The 16,504-nt window shown below is 61.0% G+C and carries 13 protein-coding genes; 2 read left to right on the top strand and 11 right to left on the bottom strand.

Going from position 1 to position 16,504, the window contains the following annotated elements:
- Positions 1-22: 22 nt before the first annotated feature.
- Positions 23-1,405: a formate dehydrogenase accessory sulfurtransferase FdhD gene (gene fdhD / locus K3175_RS14165; RefSeq protein WP_247710765.1), complete on the bottom strand. Its 1,383-nt coding sequence runs from the start codon at positions 1,403-1,405 to the stop codon at positions 23-25.
- 189 nt (positions 1,406-1,594) lie between these two features.
- Between fdhD and K3175_RS06705 the strand changes: the two genes are divergently transcribed.
- Positions 1,595-3,898, top strand: coding sequence for an FdhF/YdeP family oxidoreductase (locus K3175_RS06705; protein WP_221542606.1), 2,304 nt, complete (start codon positions 1,595-1,597; stop codon positions 3,896-3,898).
- Positions 3,899-3,924: 26 nt separating this feature from the next.
- Positions 3,925-4,587 (top strand): DUF4396 domain-containing protein, encoded by a 663-nt coding sequence (locus K3175_RS06710; RefSeq protein WP_221542607.1) that lies wholly within the window; start codon positions 3,925-3,927, stop codon positions 4,585-4,587.
- On the opposite strand, the gene K3175_RS06715 is transcribed toward K3175_RS06710, so the two are convergent.
- From K3175_RS06715 to K3175_RS06760, 10 genes are all read right to left on the bottom strand, one after another.
- On the bottom strand, positions 4,571-4,942 hold the full coding sequence (locus tag K3175_RS06715) for a cytochrome o ubiquinol oxidase subunit IV (RefSeq protein WP_221542608.1): 372 nt from the start codon (positions 4,940-4,942) through the stop codon (positions 4,571-4,573). The two genes, K3175_RS06710 and K3175_RS06715, sit on opposite strands and share 17 nt — an antisense overlap.
- Positions 4,939-5,565 carry a cytochrome c oxidase subunit 3 gene (locus tag K3175_RS06720; RefSeq protein ID WP_221542609.1) on the bottom strand — a complete coding sequence of 209 codons (627 nt, stop codon included), beginning with the start codon at positions 5,563-5,565 and terminating at the stop codon, positions 4,939-4,941. The genes K3175_RS06715 and K3175_RS06720 overlap by 4 nt, the downstream gene beginning before the upstream one ends.
- Positions 5,562-7,667: a cbb3-type cytochrome c oxidase subunit I gene (locus K3175_RS06725; RefSeq protein WP_221542610.1), complete on the bottom strand. Its 2,106-nt coding sequence runs from the start codon at positions 7,665-7,667 to the stop codon at positions 5,562-5,564. Before K3175_RS06725 ends, K3175_RS06720 begins: the two co-directional genes overlap by 4 nt.
- Positions 7,664-8,710, bottom strand: coding sequence for a cytochrome c oxidase subunit II (locus K3175_RS06730; protein WP_221542611.1), 1,047 nt, complete (start codon positions 8,708-8,710; stop codon positions 7,664-7,666). The genes K3175_RS06725 and K3175_RS06730 overlap by 4 nt, the downstream gene beginning before the upstream one ends.
- The gene (locus K3175_RS06735) at positions 8,707-10,332 is read right to left on the bottom strand and encodes an FMN-binding glutamate synthase family protein (RefSeq protein ID WP_221542612.1); all 1,626 of its coding nucleotides are present in this window, start codon (positions 10,330-10,332) and stop codon (positions 8,707-8,709) included. The genes K3175_RS06730 and K3175_RS06735 overlap by 4 nt, the downstream gene beginning before the upstream one ends.
- A gap of 83 nt (positions 10,333-10,415) precedes the next feature.
- Positions 10,416-12,383 carry a TonB-dependent receptor gene (locus K3175_RS06740; protein WP_345719332.1) on the bottom strand — a complete coding sequence of 656 codons (1,968 nt, stop codon included), beginning with the start codon at positions 12,381-12,383 and terminating at the stop codon, positions 10,416-10,418.
- A gap of 169 nt (positions 12,384-12,552) precedes the next feature.
- On the bottom strand, positions 12,553-13,980 hold the full coding sequence (locus K3175_RS06745) for a glycosyltransferase family 2 protein (RefSeq protein ID WP_221542614.1): 1,428 nt from the start codon (positions 13,978-13,980) through the stop codon (positions 12,553-12,555).
- Positions 13,977-14,951 carry a HEAT repeat domain-containing protein gene (locus K3175_RS06750; RefSeq protein ID WP_221542615.1) on the bottom strand — a complete coding sequence of 325 codons (975 nt, stop codon included), beginning with the start codon at positions 14,949-14,951 and terminating at the stop codon, positions 13,977-13,979. The genes K3175_RS06745 and K3175_RS06750 overlap by 4 nt, the downstream gene beginning before the upstream one ends.
- A complete protein-coding gene (locus K3175_RS06755; RefSeq protein ID WP_247710808.1) occupies positions 14,948-16,087 on the bottom strand; it encodes a tetratricopeptide repeat protein in 1,140 nt (379 codons plus the stop codon). The genes K3175_RS06750 and K3175_RS06755 overlap by 4 nt, the downstream gene beginning before the upstream one ends.
- A 2-nt stretch (positions 16,088-16,089) precedes the next feature.
- The gene (locus K3175_RS06760) at positions 16,090-16,458 is read right to left on the bottom strand and encodes a response regulator transcription factor (RefSeq protein ID WP_221542617.1); all 369 of its coding nucleotides are present in this window, start codon (positions 16,456-16,458) and stop codon (positions 16,090-16,092) included.
- Positions 16,459-16,504 lie beyond the last annotated feature (46 nt).

Here is a 16,504-nt window from a genome sequence, read left to right on the forward strand (position 1 = left end):
TTTCGCGGCGAAACCCGGCCGCCTAACCTTTCGCAGATCGGCGGCTGGGCGGGAAAAGCCCGTGCGGATCATTCATGACCAGCGCAGTGTCGCTGCGCGCAAGGGTGATCAGCGTGAGCCTGCCCTCGCGCGCGCGCTGGATGGCGAGGGTGGAAGGCGCGCTGATCGTGACCAGCATCGGTATGCCGCAGCGCACCGTCTTTTCCACCAGCTCCTGGCTGCAACGCGCCGAAAGCAGCACGAAGCCCTGTTCATGGTCGATACCTTGCCGGTCCAGCGCACCGATCAGTTTGTCGAGTGCGTTGTGCCGCCCGACGTCTTCGCGCAGCAGCATGATCTCGCCGTCGAAAGAACAGAACGCAGCGGCATGGGCCGCCCCGGTGGCGCGGCCGAGTTCCTGATGGGACCGCATCGCCGACAGGGCGCGGTGCACGGCTGCATGATCGGCCCGCGGCTGGGCGGCAACCGGCTGCAGCGGGGAAAGCGCGGCGGCGATGGAATCGATGCCGCAAATGCCGCAGCCGCTTTCCGAGACCCGGCTGCGGGCGCGTTCTGCGACGCGCGGAACACTCGACGCAGGAAGGTTTGCGCGGGCGATCCAGCCTCCGCCGGTCTCGAATAGCGAAACTTCCCCGATCTGGTTTCTACTGGCCAGCCCCTCGCTGAGCGAGAAGCCGGTCACGAAATCTTCCAGATCGGTCGGCGTGGCCATCATCACGGCATAGCCGATGCCGTTATATTCGATCGCTACAGGCACTTCCACGGGAACGATGCGGGCGGCTTCGCCCACTCGCCCGTCCTCGAAACAAAGCTCGTAAGCGCCATACACATCGGCTGCCGCCCCCAGCGCGCTCATCCTCTCAAGCGCCTCAAGCGCAGAAGGGGTGTTCACATTCACGATTTCGCGGCCAGTGTATTCCACCATGCGGGCACCGCAGGCTTCTATCCATGATAGGACCGACCGGCTGCCGGCTTTCAGATGCTCCTCCAGCGCCCCGGCCAGATCGCTTGGCCAGAACCCAAACAGCCAGTGCCGGTGGAGGGCGGCCGGACCTGAGCCCGCAAGACGCTCCAGCAAGCCATCCGGGACAGGATGCGCATCGACCGGCACGCTCAGCACCGCATCGAAACCACGATCGCGCGCATGGGCAAGGGCAGCGCATAGCCCGCCGAGTGGTCCGAGGCCGCGTTCCGGTATGTCCTGCAAGCGGACTGCGGATTGCGGAATGTCTTCATGGGAGCCGCCGCAGACCACCACTTCATCGCATTCATCGAATAGCGCCCGAACCGAATGGCTCAACAGGGACGCGCCCTGCCATTCGGCAGCGCTTTTGTCGGAGCCGAAGCGGCTGCTCTGGCCGCCTGCAAGGATAGCTCCGAGTGCGCGGGAAGGCTGTTCCGTCAATGCGATGCTCCCATACTGAATGCCATCGCAACGCGATTACACCGTCAGGGCAATATGCCAACCGTGGAGAAGGGCCATCGGGGCGCCCGAGAACCGTTCTCGATCCCTTGCGTTTATCGACCGGCGACAGTCTTGCTACGCCCGCTTTCAGGGTTCAGGATGCGCCGGGAAAACGAGCAGGAGAGATGTATGGCCGACGATAGCGCACATAAGCCCAAGGATCTCCCGCATTCGCCCGGCCCCGCCGGTGGCTGGGGCTCGATGAAGGGCATTGCCAGCATCTACGGCGAAACCTGGGCATCGCCCGGTGCGCTCGACAGCCTGCGCCGTCTGAACAAGCCCAAGGGCGTGATGTGCATGTCCTGTGCCTGGCCGAAGCCGGCCAATTATTCCGCTTTCGAATTCTGTGAAAACGGCGCCAAGGCGACCCTGTGGGAATTGACGAAAGACCGCTGTACGCCCGAATTTTTCGCGGCTGACGGCCATACGCTGGCCGAACTGCGTGAATGGTCGGATCATGAGCTGGAGAAATCCGGCCGCCTGACGCATCCGATGAAATACGACGCTGCATCGGACCGCTATGTCCCGGTCGACTGGGACACGGCCTTCGCCGAAATCGGTAGCACGCTGCGCGACCTGCCGCGCGAGGACGTGGTTTTCTACGCTTCGGGTCACGCCGGTCTCGAAGCGTCCTATCTTTATGCGCTGCTGGCACGCGCTTATGGCAACAACAACCTGCCGCAAAGCTCCAACATGTGCCACGAAACGACATCGGTCGGCCTGACCAAGGTGATCGGATCACCCGTGGGCACGGTGACGTTCGAAGATCTCGCCGAGACGGAATGTTATTTCTATTTCGGCCAGAATCCCGGCACCAACAGCCCGCGTTTCCTGCACAATCTGAAAGACCTGAAGGACCGCGGCGGCAAGATCGTCACCTTCAATCCGGTGATCGAGCAGGGGCTGGTCTCCTTCGTCGATCCGCAGAACCCATTGGAGATGATGACCGGCAAGGAAACGATCATTTCCGATCAGTACCACCAGCTCAAGGCAGGGGGCGATGTCGCCGCCATTCTGGGACTATGCAAGGTGGTGGTCGAAGCGGACGACGCCGCGCAAGCGGAAGACAGGCGTGCGGTGATCGACCATGAATTCATCCAGCAGCATACGACCGGTTTCGAAGAATTCATCGCCTACTGCCGCGATGCGCAGTGGAGCGAGATCGAGAATGCCTCCGGCCTGACGGAAAGCTCGCTGCGCGAGGCGGCGCAGGTCTACATCGAATCCGAAAAGACGATCGGCGTGTACGGGATGGGTTTCACCCAGCATGAGCACGGTGCGCTCAACATCGCGATGATGGTCAATCTGCTGTTGCTCAAGGGCAATATCGGCCGGCCGGGCACCGGCTGTTGTCCGGTGCGCGGACATTCCAACGTGCAGGGCCAGCGCACGGTGGGTATCGCCGAGAAAGCCCATCTGGTGCCGATGGACAAGCTGAAGCAATTGTTCGATTTCGACCCGCCGACCAAGGACGGCATGCATATCGTCGATGCGGTGCAGGGGCTGATCGAAGGCAAGGTGCGCGGGTTCATCTCGCTGGGCGGAAATCTCGTTCGCGCCGTCCCCGATCAGAAGCGGATGGAAGAAGGCTGGGCCAATCAGGACCTCGTCGTAATGGTCTCGACCAAGCTCAATCGCAGCCACCTCTATCCCGGCAAAACGGCCTATATCCTGCCGTGCCTCGGCCGCTCGGAAGTGGACGAACAGGCCACCGGCAATCAGGCAGTCACCAGCGAAGACAGCTTCTCGATGATCAATGGATCGGTGGGCCATCGGCCGCCCGCCTCCGAGCATCTCAAGAGCGAGCTGGCCATCGTGACGGGCATCGCCAAGGCCGCGCTCGACCCCAGTCCCAAGCTGAAATGGGACGAATGGACCGCCGATTATTCGCTGGTGCGCGACCTGATCGAATATACCTATCCCGACGATTTCCACGATTTCAACCAGCGCATGTTCCAGGCCGGCGGTTTCTGGCGCGGTAATCCGGCACGCGAACGGGTGTGGAAGACCGATAGCGGCAAGGCCGTCATCACTACGCCGCCGCAGCTCACTTCCCTGGGTTTCGAGGACAAGCCGGGCCGCTATCGCCTCATGACCCTGCGCTCGAACGATCAGTTCAACACCACCGTCTATGGCTATTCCGATCGCTTCCGCGGGATCGAGGGCACACGCGACGTGGTGCTGATGAACCCGGACGATATCGCCGAGGCTGGCCTGTCGGACGGCGATATGGTCACGCTGGTGACCGATTATGACCGCGACGACGTGGAACGGCAGCTGAGCGGGCTCAAGCTGGTTGCCTACAAGCTGCCGCGCGGGACGATCGCCGGGTACTATCCAGAATGCAATGTGCTGGTGCCGATCAGCCACCATGACGAGATATCGAAGACTCCCGCATCGAAATCGATCCCGGTGAAGGTGGTCGCCGGCTGACCGGAGTGATCCCCGGCTGGGTCAGTATGGCCAGCATCGCGCTGCTGGTACTTGGCGTTGGCTGCGCGCTGTACATGGCGTGGGTGACGGTACGTCATCCGCCAAAGATGGCGGTAATGCGGTTCGTGTGGCCGCTCTGCGCGCTGTTCGCGGGACCGCTCCTGATGTGGTTCTACCATCGCTACGCCGCACCCGAGGCCGGCGATACGCCCTTCGCCGCAAAGGTCGCCAAGGGTACCCTCCACTGCGGCGCAGGCTGCTCCCTCGCCGATCTCTTATGCGAGAACTTGGCGCACTTCGCACCCGGCGTTCTAACCCTGTTCGGCATGGGCACCATCTTCTCGACGGAGATCTTCGCGCAGTGGACGATGGATTATGTCTTCGCTCTCGCGACGGGGATCGTCTTTCAATATTTTGCCATCGCACCAATGCGCGACCTGTCGGTCGGTGAAGGGATCAAGGCTGCGGTAAAGGCCGATGTCCTGTCGCTCACCAGTTGGCAGGTGGGGATGTACGGCTTCATGGGCCTTGCCCATTTCGTCCTCTTTCCGGTTCTTTTCGGGGCGAAGGTGGACGCGGGCAGCCCGGTCTTCTGGGTCGCCATGCAGATCGCCATGCTGGCCGGCTTCGCGAATGCCTATTTGCCCAATTGGGGGCTGATCCGCTCGGGCCTCAAGGAAGAGATGTAGAGCGATCTTCGTGCGAGTTGCCGTGCATCCGGCCCCCGAGGTCGGACATGATGTACCACGTTCCACCAGCCATGATCGCCAGCAGCATGGCCGAAAACAGGACGAGCAGCAGATCCTCGCGCGATTGCTCGACCGAGAAACTCAGATGGAGGAAGTTGCGCATATGCGTGACGATCTGAAGCAGAGCCGCAGCGCAGATGGCGATGATCTTCCACACGGTCGGCAGGTCCGACAGCGCGGCGGCAAACGCGCCGACGGTAAGCAGCAGGCTGGCGACGAAGCCAATGCCGTAGGACCTCAGTTCTTGCCTGGCGCTTTCCTGCGGGTCGATCTCTCCGGTGTTGGGTTTGGTCATGACAGCGGCACCAGGAACACGAAGGAAAAGATGGCAATCCAGACCAGGTCGAGGAAGTGCCAGAACACGCCGAGCATCGAGAGGCGAACTTTCACCACGTCGTCCACGCCGCGCCAGATCACCTGTGCAATCATGGCGAGGATCCAGAGGATGCCGGAAAAGACGTGCACACCGTGCAGGCCGACGAGCGTCCAGTAGGAACTCAGCCAGCCACTCGCCTGCGGCACGCCGCCTTTACCGGCCTGCGTAATGAAATCCTTTATCTCGAAGAACAGAAAACCTGCGCCCAATGCCGCGCAGACGAGCAGCCAGACGATGATCTTGCCGCGCGGATGATCGTATTTCACCGCCAGCGACACGCCGCCATAGGCCACTCCGCCCAGCAGGAGGAAAGCCGTCTGGATGGCGACGCTCCTGATGTCGAACAGGTCGGATGGGCCGGGACCACCAGCCAGCCCGATCGGGTCGAGATAGGAAGCGTAGGAGGCGAACAGGATGCCGAAGATGATGAGATCGCTCATCACGAACACCCAGAAACCGAACACCGTGGTTTCCGCCTGTTCGTGCGCTTCGCCGTGGCCACTGCCGAGGTTCAGGCCGGGGTAGAGATTGCGCTCGCTCATCCAGCGAACTCCGACAGATCCGGGCGGCCGCGATTGCGCTCGGTCTCCTCGTCCGCGCGGGTGGCTGGGGCGAGGTCTGCCATCATCGTGCGGAAGCGCCGGTCGGCCTCCTCCACTTCGCCCGCAGGCACGATCCGCGGCTCGATGACCTGCATCCCGCGCCACGCCAGCAGAGCAGGGATGGCGAGGAAGGAAAGAGCGGCAAGCCACCAGATATGCCAGACCATCGCGAAGCCCAGGGCTGATGCAGTGGCTGCGATCAGCAGGCCATGCGCTGTATTGGCCGGCATCTCGATATCGACATAGTCCTGCGGGGCTTTCCACGGATCGCCCGAACGCTTGCATTCGCCCCAATCGTCCCGCGCGGCGACATGAGGGATGTGGGGGAAGGTCCATTCGGGCACCGGTGCCGGGGTGGACCATTCGAGGCTGGACCCGTTCCACGGATCGCCGCCCGGAACGGCCAGCGCCAGGCGGTTGCGATAGCTTGTCCAGAAGGTCCAGGCGAGGCTAGCCAGCGCACACAGCATCAGCACTGCGCCAAAGGATGCGATATACATCCATGGCATGAAGTCGGGGTTCTGGAAGGTGGGCGAACGCCGCGGCAATCCCATCAGCCCAAGCACGTAGAGCGGCAGGAATGTGAACACGAACCCGCCCACGAACAGCAAAGCCGTGCGCCGCCCCCAATCCTCGTCCAGCCGGAAGCCAAAGGCCTTGGGGAACCAGTAGTGGATGCCCGCGAGCATGCCATAGAGTACGCCCGGAATGATCACGTTGTGAAAATGCGCGACCAAGAAGGTGGAATTGTGCACCTGATAATCGATGGACGGGTTGGCGAGGATGATGCCAGACAGGCCGCCGATGACGAACAGCAGGAAGAAGCCCGTCAGATAGACGATCGGCGCCGTAACGCGGATGCGCCCGCGCCACATGGTCGCCATCCAGTCGTAGATTTTCACGCCGGTCGGAATGCCGATCACCATCGTTGCGATACCGAAGGCTATGTTGACGCCCGCGCTCTGGCCCATGGTGAAGAAATGGTGCAACCAGACGGTGAAGCTGATCACCGCGATGCTCATGCTGGCGATCACCAGCGAGGTGTAGCCGTAGAGGCGTTTGCCAGAAAAGGTAGAGCTGATTTCGGAGAACACGCCGAAGGCGGGCAGGATAAGGATGTAGACTTCGGGATGGCCGAACATCCAGAAGATGTTGGCATAGTTCATCATGTTGCCGCCCGCTTCGTTGGTGAAGAAGTGGGAGCCGGCATAGCGGTCAAGCGCCAGCATCCCGCTCGACACCGTCAACGCGGGCATGGCGTAGATCAGCATGATCGCGACGCACAGGCTGGTCCAGCAGAACAGCGGCATGCGCATGAAATGCATGCCGGGCGCGCGTTCCTTGAAGATGGTGACGGCGAAGTTCATTCCCGTCAGCGTCGATCCGACGCCAGATATGAGGATCGCCCATAGCCAGTAATCCACACCTTCCCCGGGGCTGTAATCGATGCCGGTGTAAGGCGGATACATCGTCCAGCCGCCGGTGCCGAACTTGCCGACCAGCAGCGAGATCATCACCAGCCCCGCACCAGCCGCGGTCAGGCCCAGGCTGACCTGATTGAGCACGGGGAAGGCCATGTCGCGCGCACCCAATTGCTGAGGCAGGACGAAATTGATCAGGCCGATGAGCAGCGGCATGGCGACGAAAAAGATCATGATCGTGCCATGTGTGCTGAAGAGCTGGGCGAAATGGTCCGGAGAAACCAGCCCGCTTTCTGGCTGCGTTAGCGTGCCGAGCGCGGTCGACTGGTGTGTGCGGATCACGAAGCCTTCGATGATGCCGCGCGCCATCATGACCAGCGCCAGCGCGATATACATGATGCCGATCTTCTTGGCATCCGCAGAGGTCAGCCAGTTACGATAGAGCGGCCCCCACCAGCGCATCCAGGTCAGCAACGCAACAGCCGCGATGGCGCCCAGCACCAGCACACTGGCCGCGCCGGCGCCCACGATGGTGCTGCTGTTCACCTCGCGCAGCAGATCGGTATAGGGCGTGACCGACCAGTCGAGCTTGCCGAAGATGGGGCTGATATCCGCACTCATTTGCCTGCCTTCGTAGCGTCGGCGACAGGCTGGCCTATGCCGCCCCAGTGCTGCTCGCGTGCCGGATCGCCCGCGTCGTCGTGGTACTTCGCAACGATTGTCTCGAACACATCCGGCCGGCCGAGCGACAGCGTGATGCGGCCGGAACTTCCGCGCAGTCCCAGGTCGCCGCGCGCTTCCGCCAGAACCGATTGGCGGCGCAGGATCGCATAGCTTGCTTCGTCCAGCACGGGAGCGCCGGCTGCTGCGGCCTGCCAGCGATTGAAATCGGCGGCATCGAGTGCGCGAACGGTGAATTTCTGTCGCCCGAAACCTCTTCCGTTGAACTGCGTGTTCTCTCCCTCGGCTGTACCCGGGCGGCTCGCGGCGAAGTTCAGCTTCGTCGTCATGCCGGGCATGGCGTAGATCTGGCCGGTGAGCGGGGCGATGAGCAGGCTCTGCATCACGGTGTCGGTGGTCAGCGTCAGCTCGACCGGGCGACCGACCGGGATCGCAAGCTCGTCGACAGTGGCGATGCCTTGCTCAGGATAAATGAACAGCCATTTCCAATCGAGCCCGATGGCCTGCACCTGGAGCAGTTCCGGGCCCAGCGGGTCATAGGGATCGAGCTTTTCGGTAGAGTACCAGAGCCATCCGGCCAGTATGACGACCACCAGCACCGGCACGCCCCATAATGCCCATTCAAGCTTCTTCGAAAACTCCCACTCGGGCGCATACTCTCCGCGTGGGGCTGAATAGCGATAACGCCACAGGATCAGCGGAACGCCGATCAGCACCGGAAGAATGACCACCATGGTGATGGCGACTACGCGCAAGAGATGATTCGATTGCTCTTCCGACACCGGCCCCATGGGCTGTAAAAAGCTTTGCTGGAGAGTGGCGGATGCACTTGCAGGTTCGGCGAAGAGCGCCAGAAGCACCCAAGCCGATGCAAGCCAGCCCACTACCCTGACTGCCGGATTGAGTTTGAGAGCTTGCGGTGCGGCCAAACCTTTCCACCCTGCTGCCAAGCCTGAAAAATCCGACATCGCGTTCGCGATCATACGATCGGTTTGAAACTATCGGGATTCGCCATGTGCCAATATTCGGCAAAAGGGGTGTCGTCCGGCTCATACAGCAATTTGCCGGGCTGCACTTCGTTTACGACTTTTGACCACGGAACCATTTCGGCGTTGTTCTTCCATTGGCGCAGATGACGCGGTGTGAATTCGTCCGGGCTTTCCAGACCGCAAGCGACGACGATGTCGTGCAGGCTGTCGAGAGTCTTCGACTGGAAATTGGCGACACGCTGGGCCTTTTCGGGGATCACCAGCCCGCGTTGGCGAGCGGGCGAGCTGGTCGCTACCCCTGTCGGGCAAGTGCCCGTGTGGCAGCGCAGCGACTGGACGCAGCCGAGCGAGAACATGAAGGCGCGCGCCGCATTGCACCAATTGGCGCCCAGTGCGGCATTCATGGCTATGGCTGATCCGGAGAAGACTTTCTCCGATGCGGCCAGCTTGATCTTGTCTTTCAGGCCGGTGCCGACCAGCGCATTGTTGACGTAATAGAGGCCGATACGCAGCGGCAACCCCACATGATCGGAGAGTTCCAGCGGAGCCGCGCCTGTACCGCCGCCGCCGCCATCCACGACGATGAAATCGAGCGTTATGCCGCTGTCGATCATGGCCTTGCAGATCGCGAAGACTTCGTGCGGCATGCCGACACACAGCTTGATCCCCACAGGCTTTCCGCCGGACATCTCGCGCATCCGGGCTGCAAATTCCAGCATCTCGCGCGGCGTGGAAAAGGCCGAATGCCCTGGAGGCGAGAGGCAGTCCTCATGCGCGGGGACCTGGCGTGTGTCGGCAATTTCCTGCGTCACCTTGGCAGCGGGGAGCAGGCCGCCATGGCCCGGTTTTGCGCCTTGGCTCAGCTTGATTTCGGTCATTTTAACCTGATCGTGCTGGGCCTTGTCGCGAAAGCTTTCGGGATCGAAATTGCCGTCCTTGTCACGTGCTCCGAAATAGCCCGATCCCAATTCCCAGACGACGTCGCCGCCATGTTTCAGGTGGTAGGGCGACAGTCCGCCTTCGCCGGTATCGTGATAGAAATCGCCGATCTTCGCACCGAGATTCAGAGCCTCGATTGCATGGTTTCCCAGCGCGCCGAAGCTCATCGCGCTGATGTTCAGGCGGGCCGCATCATAGGGCTTGCTGCATTGATCCGTCCCGACCTTCACGCGGGTGCGTTTGGGGGCTTTCGCATTGGGATTAATCGAATGGCAGAGCGCCTCATATTCTTCCGAATAGACGTCCAGTTCGGTGCCGAACGGATGGGCATCTTCCTGCTTCTTCGCGCGGGCATATACCAGCGAACGCGAAACCCGGTCGAACGGGCGCCCTTCCAGCGGGCCCTCCACGATGTAGCTGCGCAAGAACGGCCGAAGGTCTTCGAACAGCCAGCGAAATCGTGCAATGAGGGGGTAGTTGCGCCGCAGCGAATGCTTGGTCTGAACAAGATCCCACAGGGCAATCGCCAGCAGCGGCGCGAACAGCACCAAGGCCCAGTAAAACCCGCTGGCTACCAAGGCACCCAAAACGCAGGTCAGGATGGTCAGGAGCAAGGACGCCCACAGGCCGAGGTTTCTCTCTAGGCTCTCGGCCCCAAACAGACTGCGAATTGCCATCCAGAATATCCTTCTCTCTCCGGCTGCAAGGTTAGTAGGCATGGTTGGCTGCAAGTAAAGCAACTTGCACCGCGGCCGGCTGCTTACTTTCTCAGCTTCAAACCTAGCCAGAAGGTACGCGGGGCACCGAGATCGATCGATCCGCCCTGGTTACGGGTGACCACTTCCTCGTCGGTCAGGTTCTCTCCGCGCACGACCAGCGCGAGGTTGCGGTGCAGGGCGAGTTCACCGTAGGCATCAAGCGTTGTCGCTGCGGGGAGAATATCGGTTTCGAGATCGTCCTCGAATTGGCGGCCGACATGTCGAAGTGTAAGCGCGAGGAGGGAATCCGGCTGGATCGTGTAGCGCAGGCTAGCGCTGCCAGCCCAGGCTGGAACCTGCGCGGGCCGCTTCCCATCAAACGCCGCCCCGCCTTGCCTCGCGGCCGCATCGGTATAGGCTAGGGAGCCATTGAAACCAATCGCACCGAATGTGAGATCGGTGCTCACCTCGATACCGCGGGACGTTATCTCGTCGATATTCTGTCTCTGCCGTGTGACAGGGCCAAGCGTGACATTTGCGATGGCATCCTTGACGCGGTTGTCGAATGCCGTCGCGGAGACGCGGATATCGTCGCTCGGGACCAGATCGAAGCCCGCTTCGAACCCGACAAGCCGTTCACTGCCCAGATTTGCATTGGCCTGAGTCGTCACCGGAAACACGGTGAAGGGGCGGTACAGCTCGTTCAACGTTGGCAGGCGAAGGCCCGAATAGGCAGCCGCCCTCAGCCTCATGTCGCCGCCAAGGGCGTAGATAAGTCCGCCCCGAAACGAGTGCTCCCAATCACTGCGGTCGGGGTAGACTTCCTCTCGCAATACCCTGCCTGCTGGGTCACGAACCAGATAAAAACCATCGCGAATGCTGGTGCGATCCAGTCGCGCCCCGGCGGTGAGAGTGGCCTTGCCGATCGACAGATCGCTTTCCGCGAACACGCCGAGATCGCTCGTCCGGCCTCCGGCTGCGCGGCGCTCGTTTACGGATCCACTGAAAGCGCTCAGCGACACCTCTGCCAATTGACCGTCGCTGAGCCGGTAATCCGTTCCCACGCGAAGCTTCACCTGCTCCCCCACCAGCGGACGGATTTCAAATTTCCCGCCGAGCCCAGTTGAAGGGGTGTTGCATTGATCGAGGACCGGGACGAAGCGGGTCGAACTGACGACGATGTTGCTGAAGTTTCGCGATTGAACATAGGCCAGGGCATCGAATGGCAGAGCGCCGCGGCCGACCACGCGCAGGCTTGCATCCTGACCGGTGCTGGAACTGTCGGCGCCGTCGAAACGCAAAGTGCGATGGTCTTCATAAATCAGCGCGCGCGCCTGTAATTCGACGTTTGCCGTCAATGGTGCAGTGGCGCGTGTCTGGACGGAGAAACTGTCGAATGCCGCTCTCGCGGACGCGTCAACGCGATCCTCTGCGGGCGTAGTATAGAAGCCCCGCCCGCGATCCCATCTCCCCGATACCACAGCGAACCCGCTGCCAAGCCTTCCTGTCAGATGTGCCGCACTTTCCGTCTCGCCGCGATCATTGAGATAGATGTGGCCGCCGAAAGGAGAAAGCTGATCCGGTCCAGCGCTGTTCAGTTCAATCGTGCCAGCAAGGGCACCGGCACCGAATGGCCCCGATCCGCCCCCGCGTGTGACACGCACGCCGCCCAAACGCTCTGGTGCTATCGCGCTGAGCGGAATGAAGCCGAAGAACGGGTCCGCCATCGGCACCCCGTCCAGCAGGACGAGTGCCCGGCTCGTGGCATTTCCTCCAAGGGCGCGCAGGGTGACACCCTGCGCGCTGGGATTGGAAGAGCGACTGTCGGAGCGGCGGAATTGCTGGAAGCCCGCGACAGAAGCGAGCGCGTCCTCCAGGCGGCCGGACGCAGTCGTCGTCAACTGCTCGCGATCGATCGTCTCAACGGCGTAAGCGTCGCTCGATTGCGGGGGTGGGAGGCCTTCACCCGTAACGACGATTATCGAAGAGCGCTGCTGGTCTTCGATTTCTTCTGCATCCTGAGCTGCCACCGGCAGCGCAGGCAAGCAGAGCAGGCAGGTTCCCGCCAAAATACGGTTTCGTATGGAATTGAATATCGCCAAGATCATGCTCCGTCAGAAGACGCGCCTATCCGATCCCGCCGATTAGGCAAAGGCATGGTTCAGGGGCTGGGGTAGTCGAGCAATGTTGGTGCGCGGCTCAGCCTTCGGTGAAACCGACCCGTGGAACCGCGGCCCAAGTGCTGTCTTTCCGGAAAAAGCGCACGATACCGTAAAGACGGTACCAGAGGTTGATCTGCCGATAGCCGAAATTCTCGACGATGGCGGCCACGCCGATGCGCAACAGGTCCCTGGCGCTTGGCGTCCGGCGCAATTGCTGTTCTTCGAGCGCGAGCGTGCCGACACTTAAGGCACAGCCGAAGACGATCGAGACGAAGAAAAACGCCAGAGCCATCATGGGGTCGAGCAGCCCGAGCAAGGCGGCCGCCGGCAGGACCAGATAGCCGAGCAATTCGGCTGGAGGACCAAGAATGTCTTCCAGCACGATCTGCGGCATCGCGATCATTCCGATCCGGCCATATCGGGGATTGAAGATCATGCCGCGATGGCGCTGCAGCGTCTCCATCGCACCCTGCTGCCACCGGGCCCGCTGGTTATCCAGGCCTTTCAACGCCGCGGGCGCCTCCGTCCAGCAGACGATATCGGGTACGAATGCAATGCGATAATCCCGCCGCTTATTGCGCAGGAAGCGGTGCATTCGCACGACGAGTTCAAGATCTTCCCCGACCGTGTCATGCCGGTATCCGCCCATTTCAACGATAGTGGAGCGGCGAAACAGCCCGAATGCGCCGGAAATCAGCATGAGCGTATTCAGATGCGCGTTCGCCACACGGTTCATCAGGAAGGCACGCAGATATTCGACGATCTGGATGCGGGGGATCATCTCCTTTGCAATCCCCATCCGGTGCAAAGAACCGCCTTTGACGATACAGCCGTTGACGATTCTTATCGCTCCGCCAACCGCGACCAAGCGGTCGTCATCGTACATGAATGGCTCGGCGGCCCGCAACAGTCCGTCGGGCTCGATGATGGAGTCGGCATCGATCACGCAGACCAGCGGCGTTCGGGCAAATCCGATGCCGGCGTTGGCGGCGTCCGCCTTGCGGCCGTTTTCCTTGTCGACCACCAAAAGGTTCGGATACCGCTTGGACCGATAGACACCTAGAATGCGGGTGTGCTGGAGGTGAGCTATCTGCGTGCGCTCCGTTTTTTTCATGCCGAAGGCTTCGATCAGCGTGTCGAGCGTACGATCTTTCGAACCATCGTTGACGACGATGACTTCGTGTTCGGGATATTCCAGGGCCAGCAGAGCCCGGACGCTCTGCACGATTGAGAGCTCTTCATTGTAGGCTGGTGCGATGACTGAGATCGGCAAGGCAAGGTCGGCATAGCGGTGCCACAGGTCCCGGGCACCCTTGCCAGGCCTTACCCGCGTCGCAAAAACCCACCCAGCAAGCAATAGCTGCAGAAGGGCGATGATATTGCGGAGCGCCACTACGATGAAGCAGAAATAGGCGATCCAAATTACCACATTTGCGACAATGTGAATGAATTCGTCCCAGCTCATGACTTCGCGTCTCCCGGCGGCGAAAGCAAGCTTGGATCGAAATGCTCGATGGCTTCTTCCGCCCTCAGACGAACCCAGAGTTCGTCATCGTTGCGTAGCTGCAGGATTACCGGAAGTGCTTGCTTCAGATTCAGTTGAACTGCGGCCCTGATCGCCTGAAGCCTGACGGAATGCACGGGGTCTTCCAAGGCAGGTAAAATCCAATCCGCGGCGGCCGGATGGCCCAGCTTCGCGGACGCGCGTAGGGCTGCGTTGCGGACTTCTGGGTTCGGATCGATAGCCGCATTTTTGACTGCGTCGATCACGGCCAGACTTTCCGACCACCCCAGCGCATCGATGATCCTGGCTCTCCAGGCGCTATCCAAATCGTCATCCAGCAGCAGAAGCATCTGATCCGGGTAAAGGGGGGCGGTCGAACGCAGCAACGCGACATCTATGCGTGTCGGGGGCCGATCCATCGCGCCCAGGATGCGAAGCGTTTCGCGCGGCGGCGGGAGCGCCGCGTTCGCGGCCAGCCCGAAGGCCGCCTCCAGCCTCACCCGGTCATTGCGATCGCGCGCCATCAGTTCGCGCAGCCGCCCGATGCAGGCTTCGCTGCCGACGCGCTGTAAAAGATGGACAGCATTTACCCGGTCTTTTTTGTAAATGCCGTGCGATCGGTACAGCGTATCCCAAAGGACGCCGTCCAACTCTGCGATTTGCAGCAGGCGTGTCTTCTCGCCACCCCGCAAGAGCGGCAGAATTCGCGTCACCGCAGCCAATTGCGCCTTGGCGTTCCATTTTTTGGGGTCATCGACCTTATGGCCAGCCACCCGGTGAAGATAACTGCGGGTGATCGCTGTATCGCGTGCATCCAGCAGGGCAGCTCTCTTCTCGCCGATATATCTCCTGAAGACGAGAAGGAGAAAAAACAGAAATACGGCCGTCGCGCCGATCGTAATGCCCAAGACGACCTGCTGATAGGCATTCATCGCCGGTCGAACCTGTAAGTCAGCGCCAGATTGCCGGCCCATCTGCGGTAGCTATCCTTGCGATCTTCGTGGCTGCCAGTCGCCGAGAGAGACAGCCGTTCCGACACCGGCACGTTCATCCCCGCTGCCACGCTGCGCAATTGCCGGACATCGCCAGCTTCGGCATCGGGATAGCTCGCTGCCAAGGCAAAAAAGGACGGATGGCTATCGCGCTGGAAATCCAGCCTTATCGATCCGCCCAAGCGATAGCTTTCTCCGCCACCGAAGATGTTGATAGCTCTACCTGTGAGGGAGAAATCGCTACCCAGTGGGACACGCAGCCCAGGTTGGACAGAAACGATCTCACCGGTATCGTAATCCGCCAAGCGGACATCCATGAGTGCAGCCGTGCGGCCTGAAATCAGCAATTCGCCGCCGGCGCCCAAGCTCCAGTTCTCTTGGAAGTCAGCATTTGGCACCGCTGTGGCCGTGATATAAACCGAACCATCGGCAATCCGGTGGTCGAGACGTACTCCCCCTCTCATATCGATCGCCGAACGTTCCTCACGCGACAGGCTGACAGCAAGCGTATCTTCGGCTGAAAGGTCGAATGCTGCGACGATATTCTGCGTATTCCACGTCCGGCTTGCGCCGCTCTGAAGTGTGATGTCGGAAACGCCGCCCCCAACTGAAAGCGCCCGCAACCGAATTCCCGAATCCTCTCGAGCGCGCCGTAAACTCGCCTGGAGCGCCGCCAAGTCGGGATAGTCGGGTTCACGCGCCGCAATGGACTCGGTGACATCCTTGGCCGCTTTCAGGTCTCCTCTCCAATAAAGGATGTACGCGCGGGCAAGGGCAATATCGAGATCGTGCGGAGCGATCGTCGCAGCGCGGTCTATCAGATTGAGAGCCACGTCGAGCCGGCCCGCCGCAGCTTCGACCCGTGCAAGGCGCCTCAACAGATCTGGATCATCGGGATTTTCTGCAAGGAGATCCAAAAGGAGCCTGCGCGCAGCACTGTAATTTCCTTCAGCCTGCGCTGCTTCCGCCGATTGGATGGCACCTGCCCGGTTTTCCCCGCGAGCCTGCGCAAATGAAGGCGCAGAGTGGAGCGAGGCCCCGAAAGCCAATGCAACAATACAGAAGCTTGCGCGCATGCTCACACGGTTTCGATGAGGCCCGAAATCCTCACCAGCAATTCCTGCGGAATAAAAGGTTTCGTGAGATAATCTGCCGCTCCGCCTTCCAGGCCCGCAATGATGTCGGCCTCGCCATCACGCGCGGTCAGCATAACTACCGGGATGGTCGAAAGGTCAGGATCCGCTTTGAGTTCGGTCAGAACTTCGGGGCCGGAAAGAACGGGCATCATCGAATCAAGCACGATCAGATGCGGGCGATTTTCGCGTGCGGCAGCCAACGCTTCTTCACCGTTGGTCGCTATCGAGACGGAATGGCCAGCGCCTTCGAGCCGGAATTTCAGGATCTCGACGAGAATGGGATCGTCATCGGCAACAAGGATATCAGCCATTTCACTCCACCTGCGGCGCCAGAACTTTCAGTTTCAGGCCGAGAGG

Origin of the sequence: Qipengyuania aestuarii (assembly GCF_019711535.1) — a bacterium.
Lineage (GTDB): Bacteria > Pseudomonadota > Alphaproteobacteria > Sphingomonadales > Sphingomonadaceae > Qipengyuania > Qipengyuania aestuarii.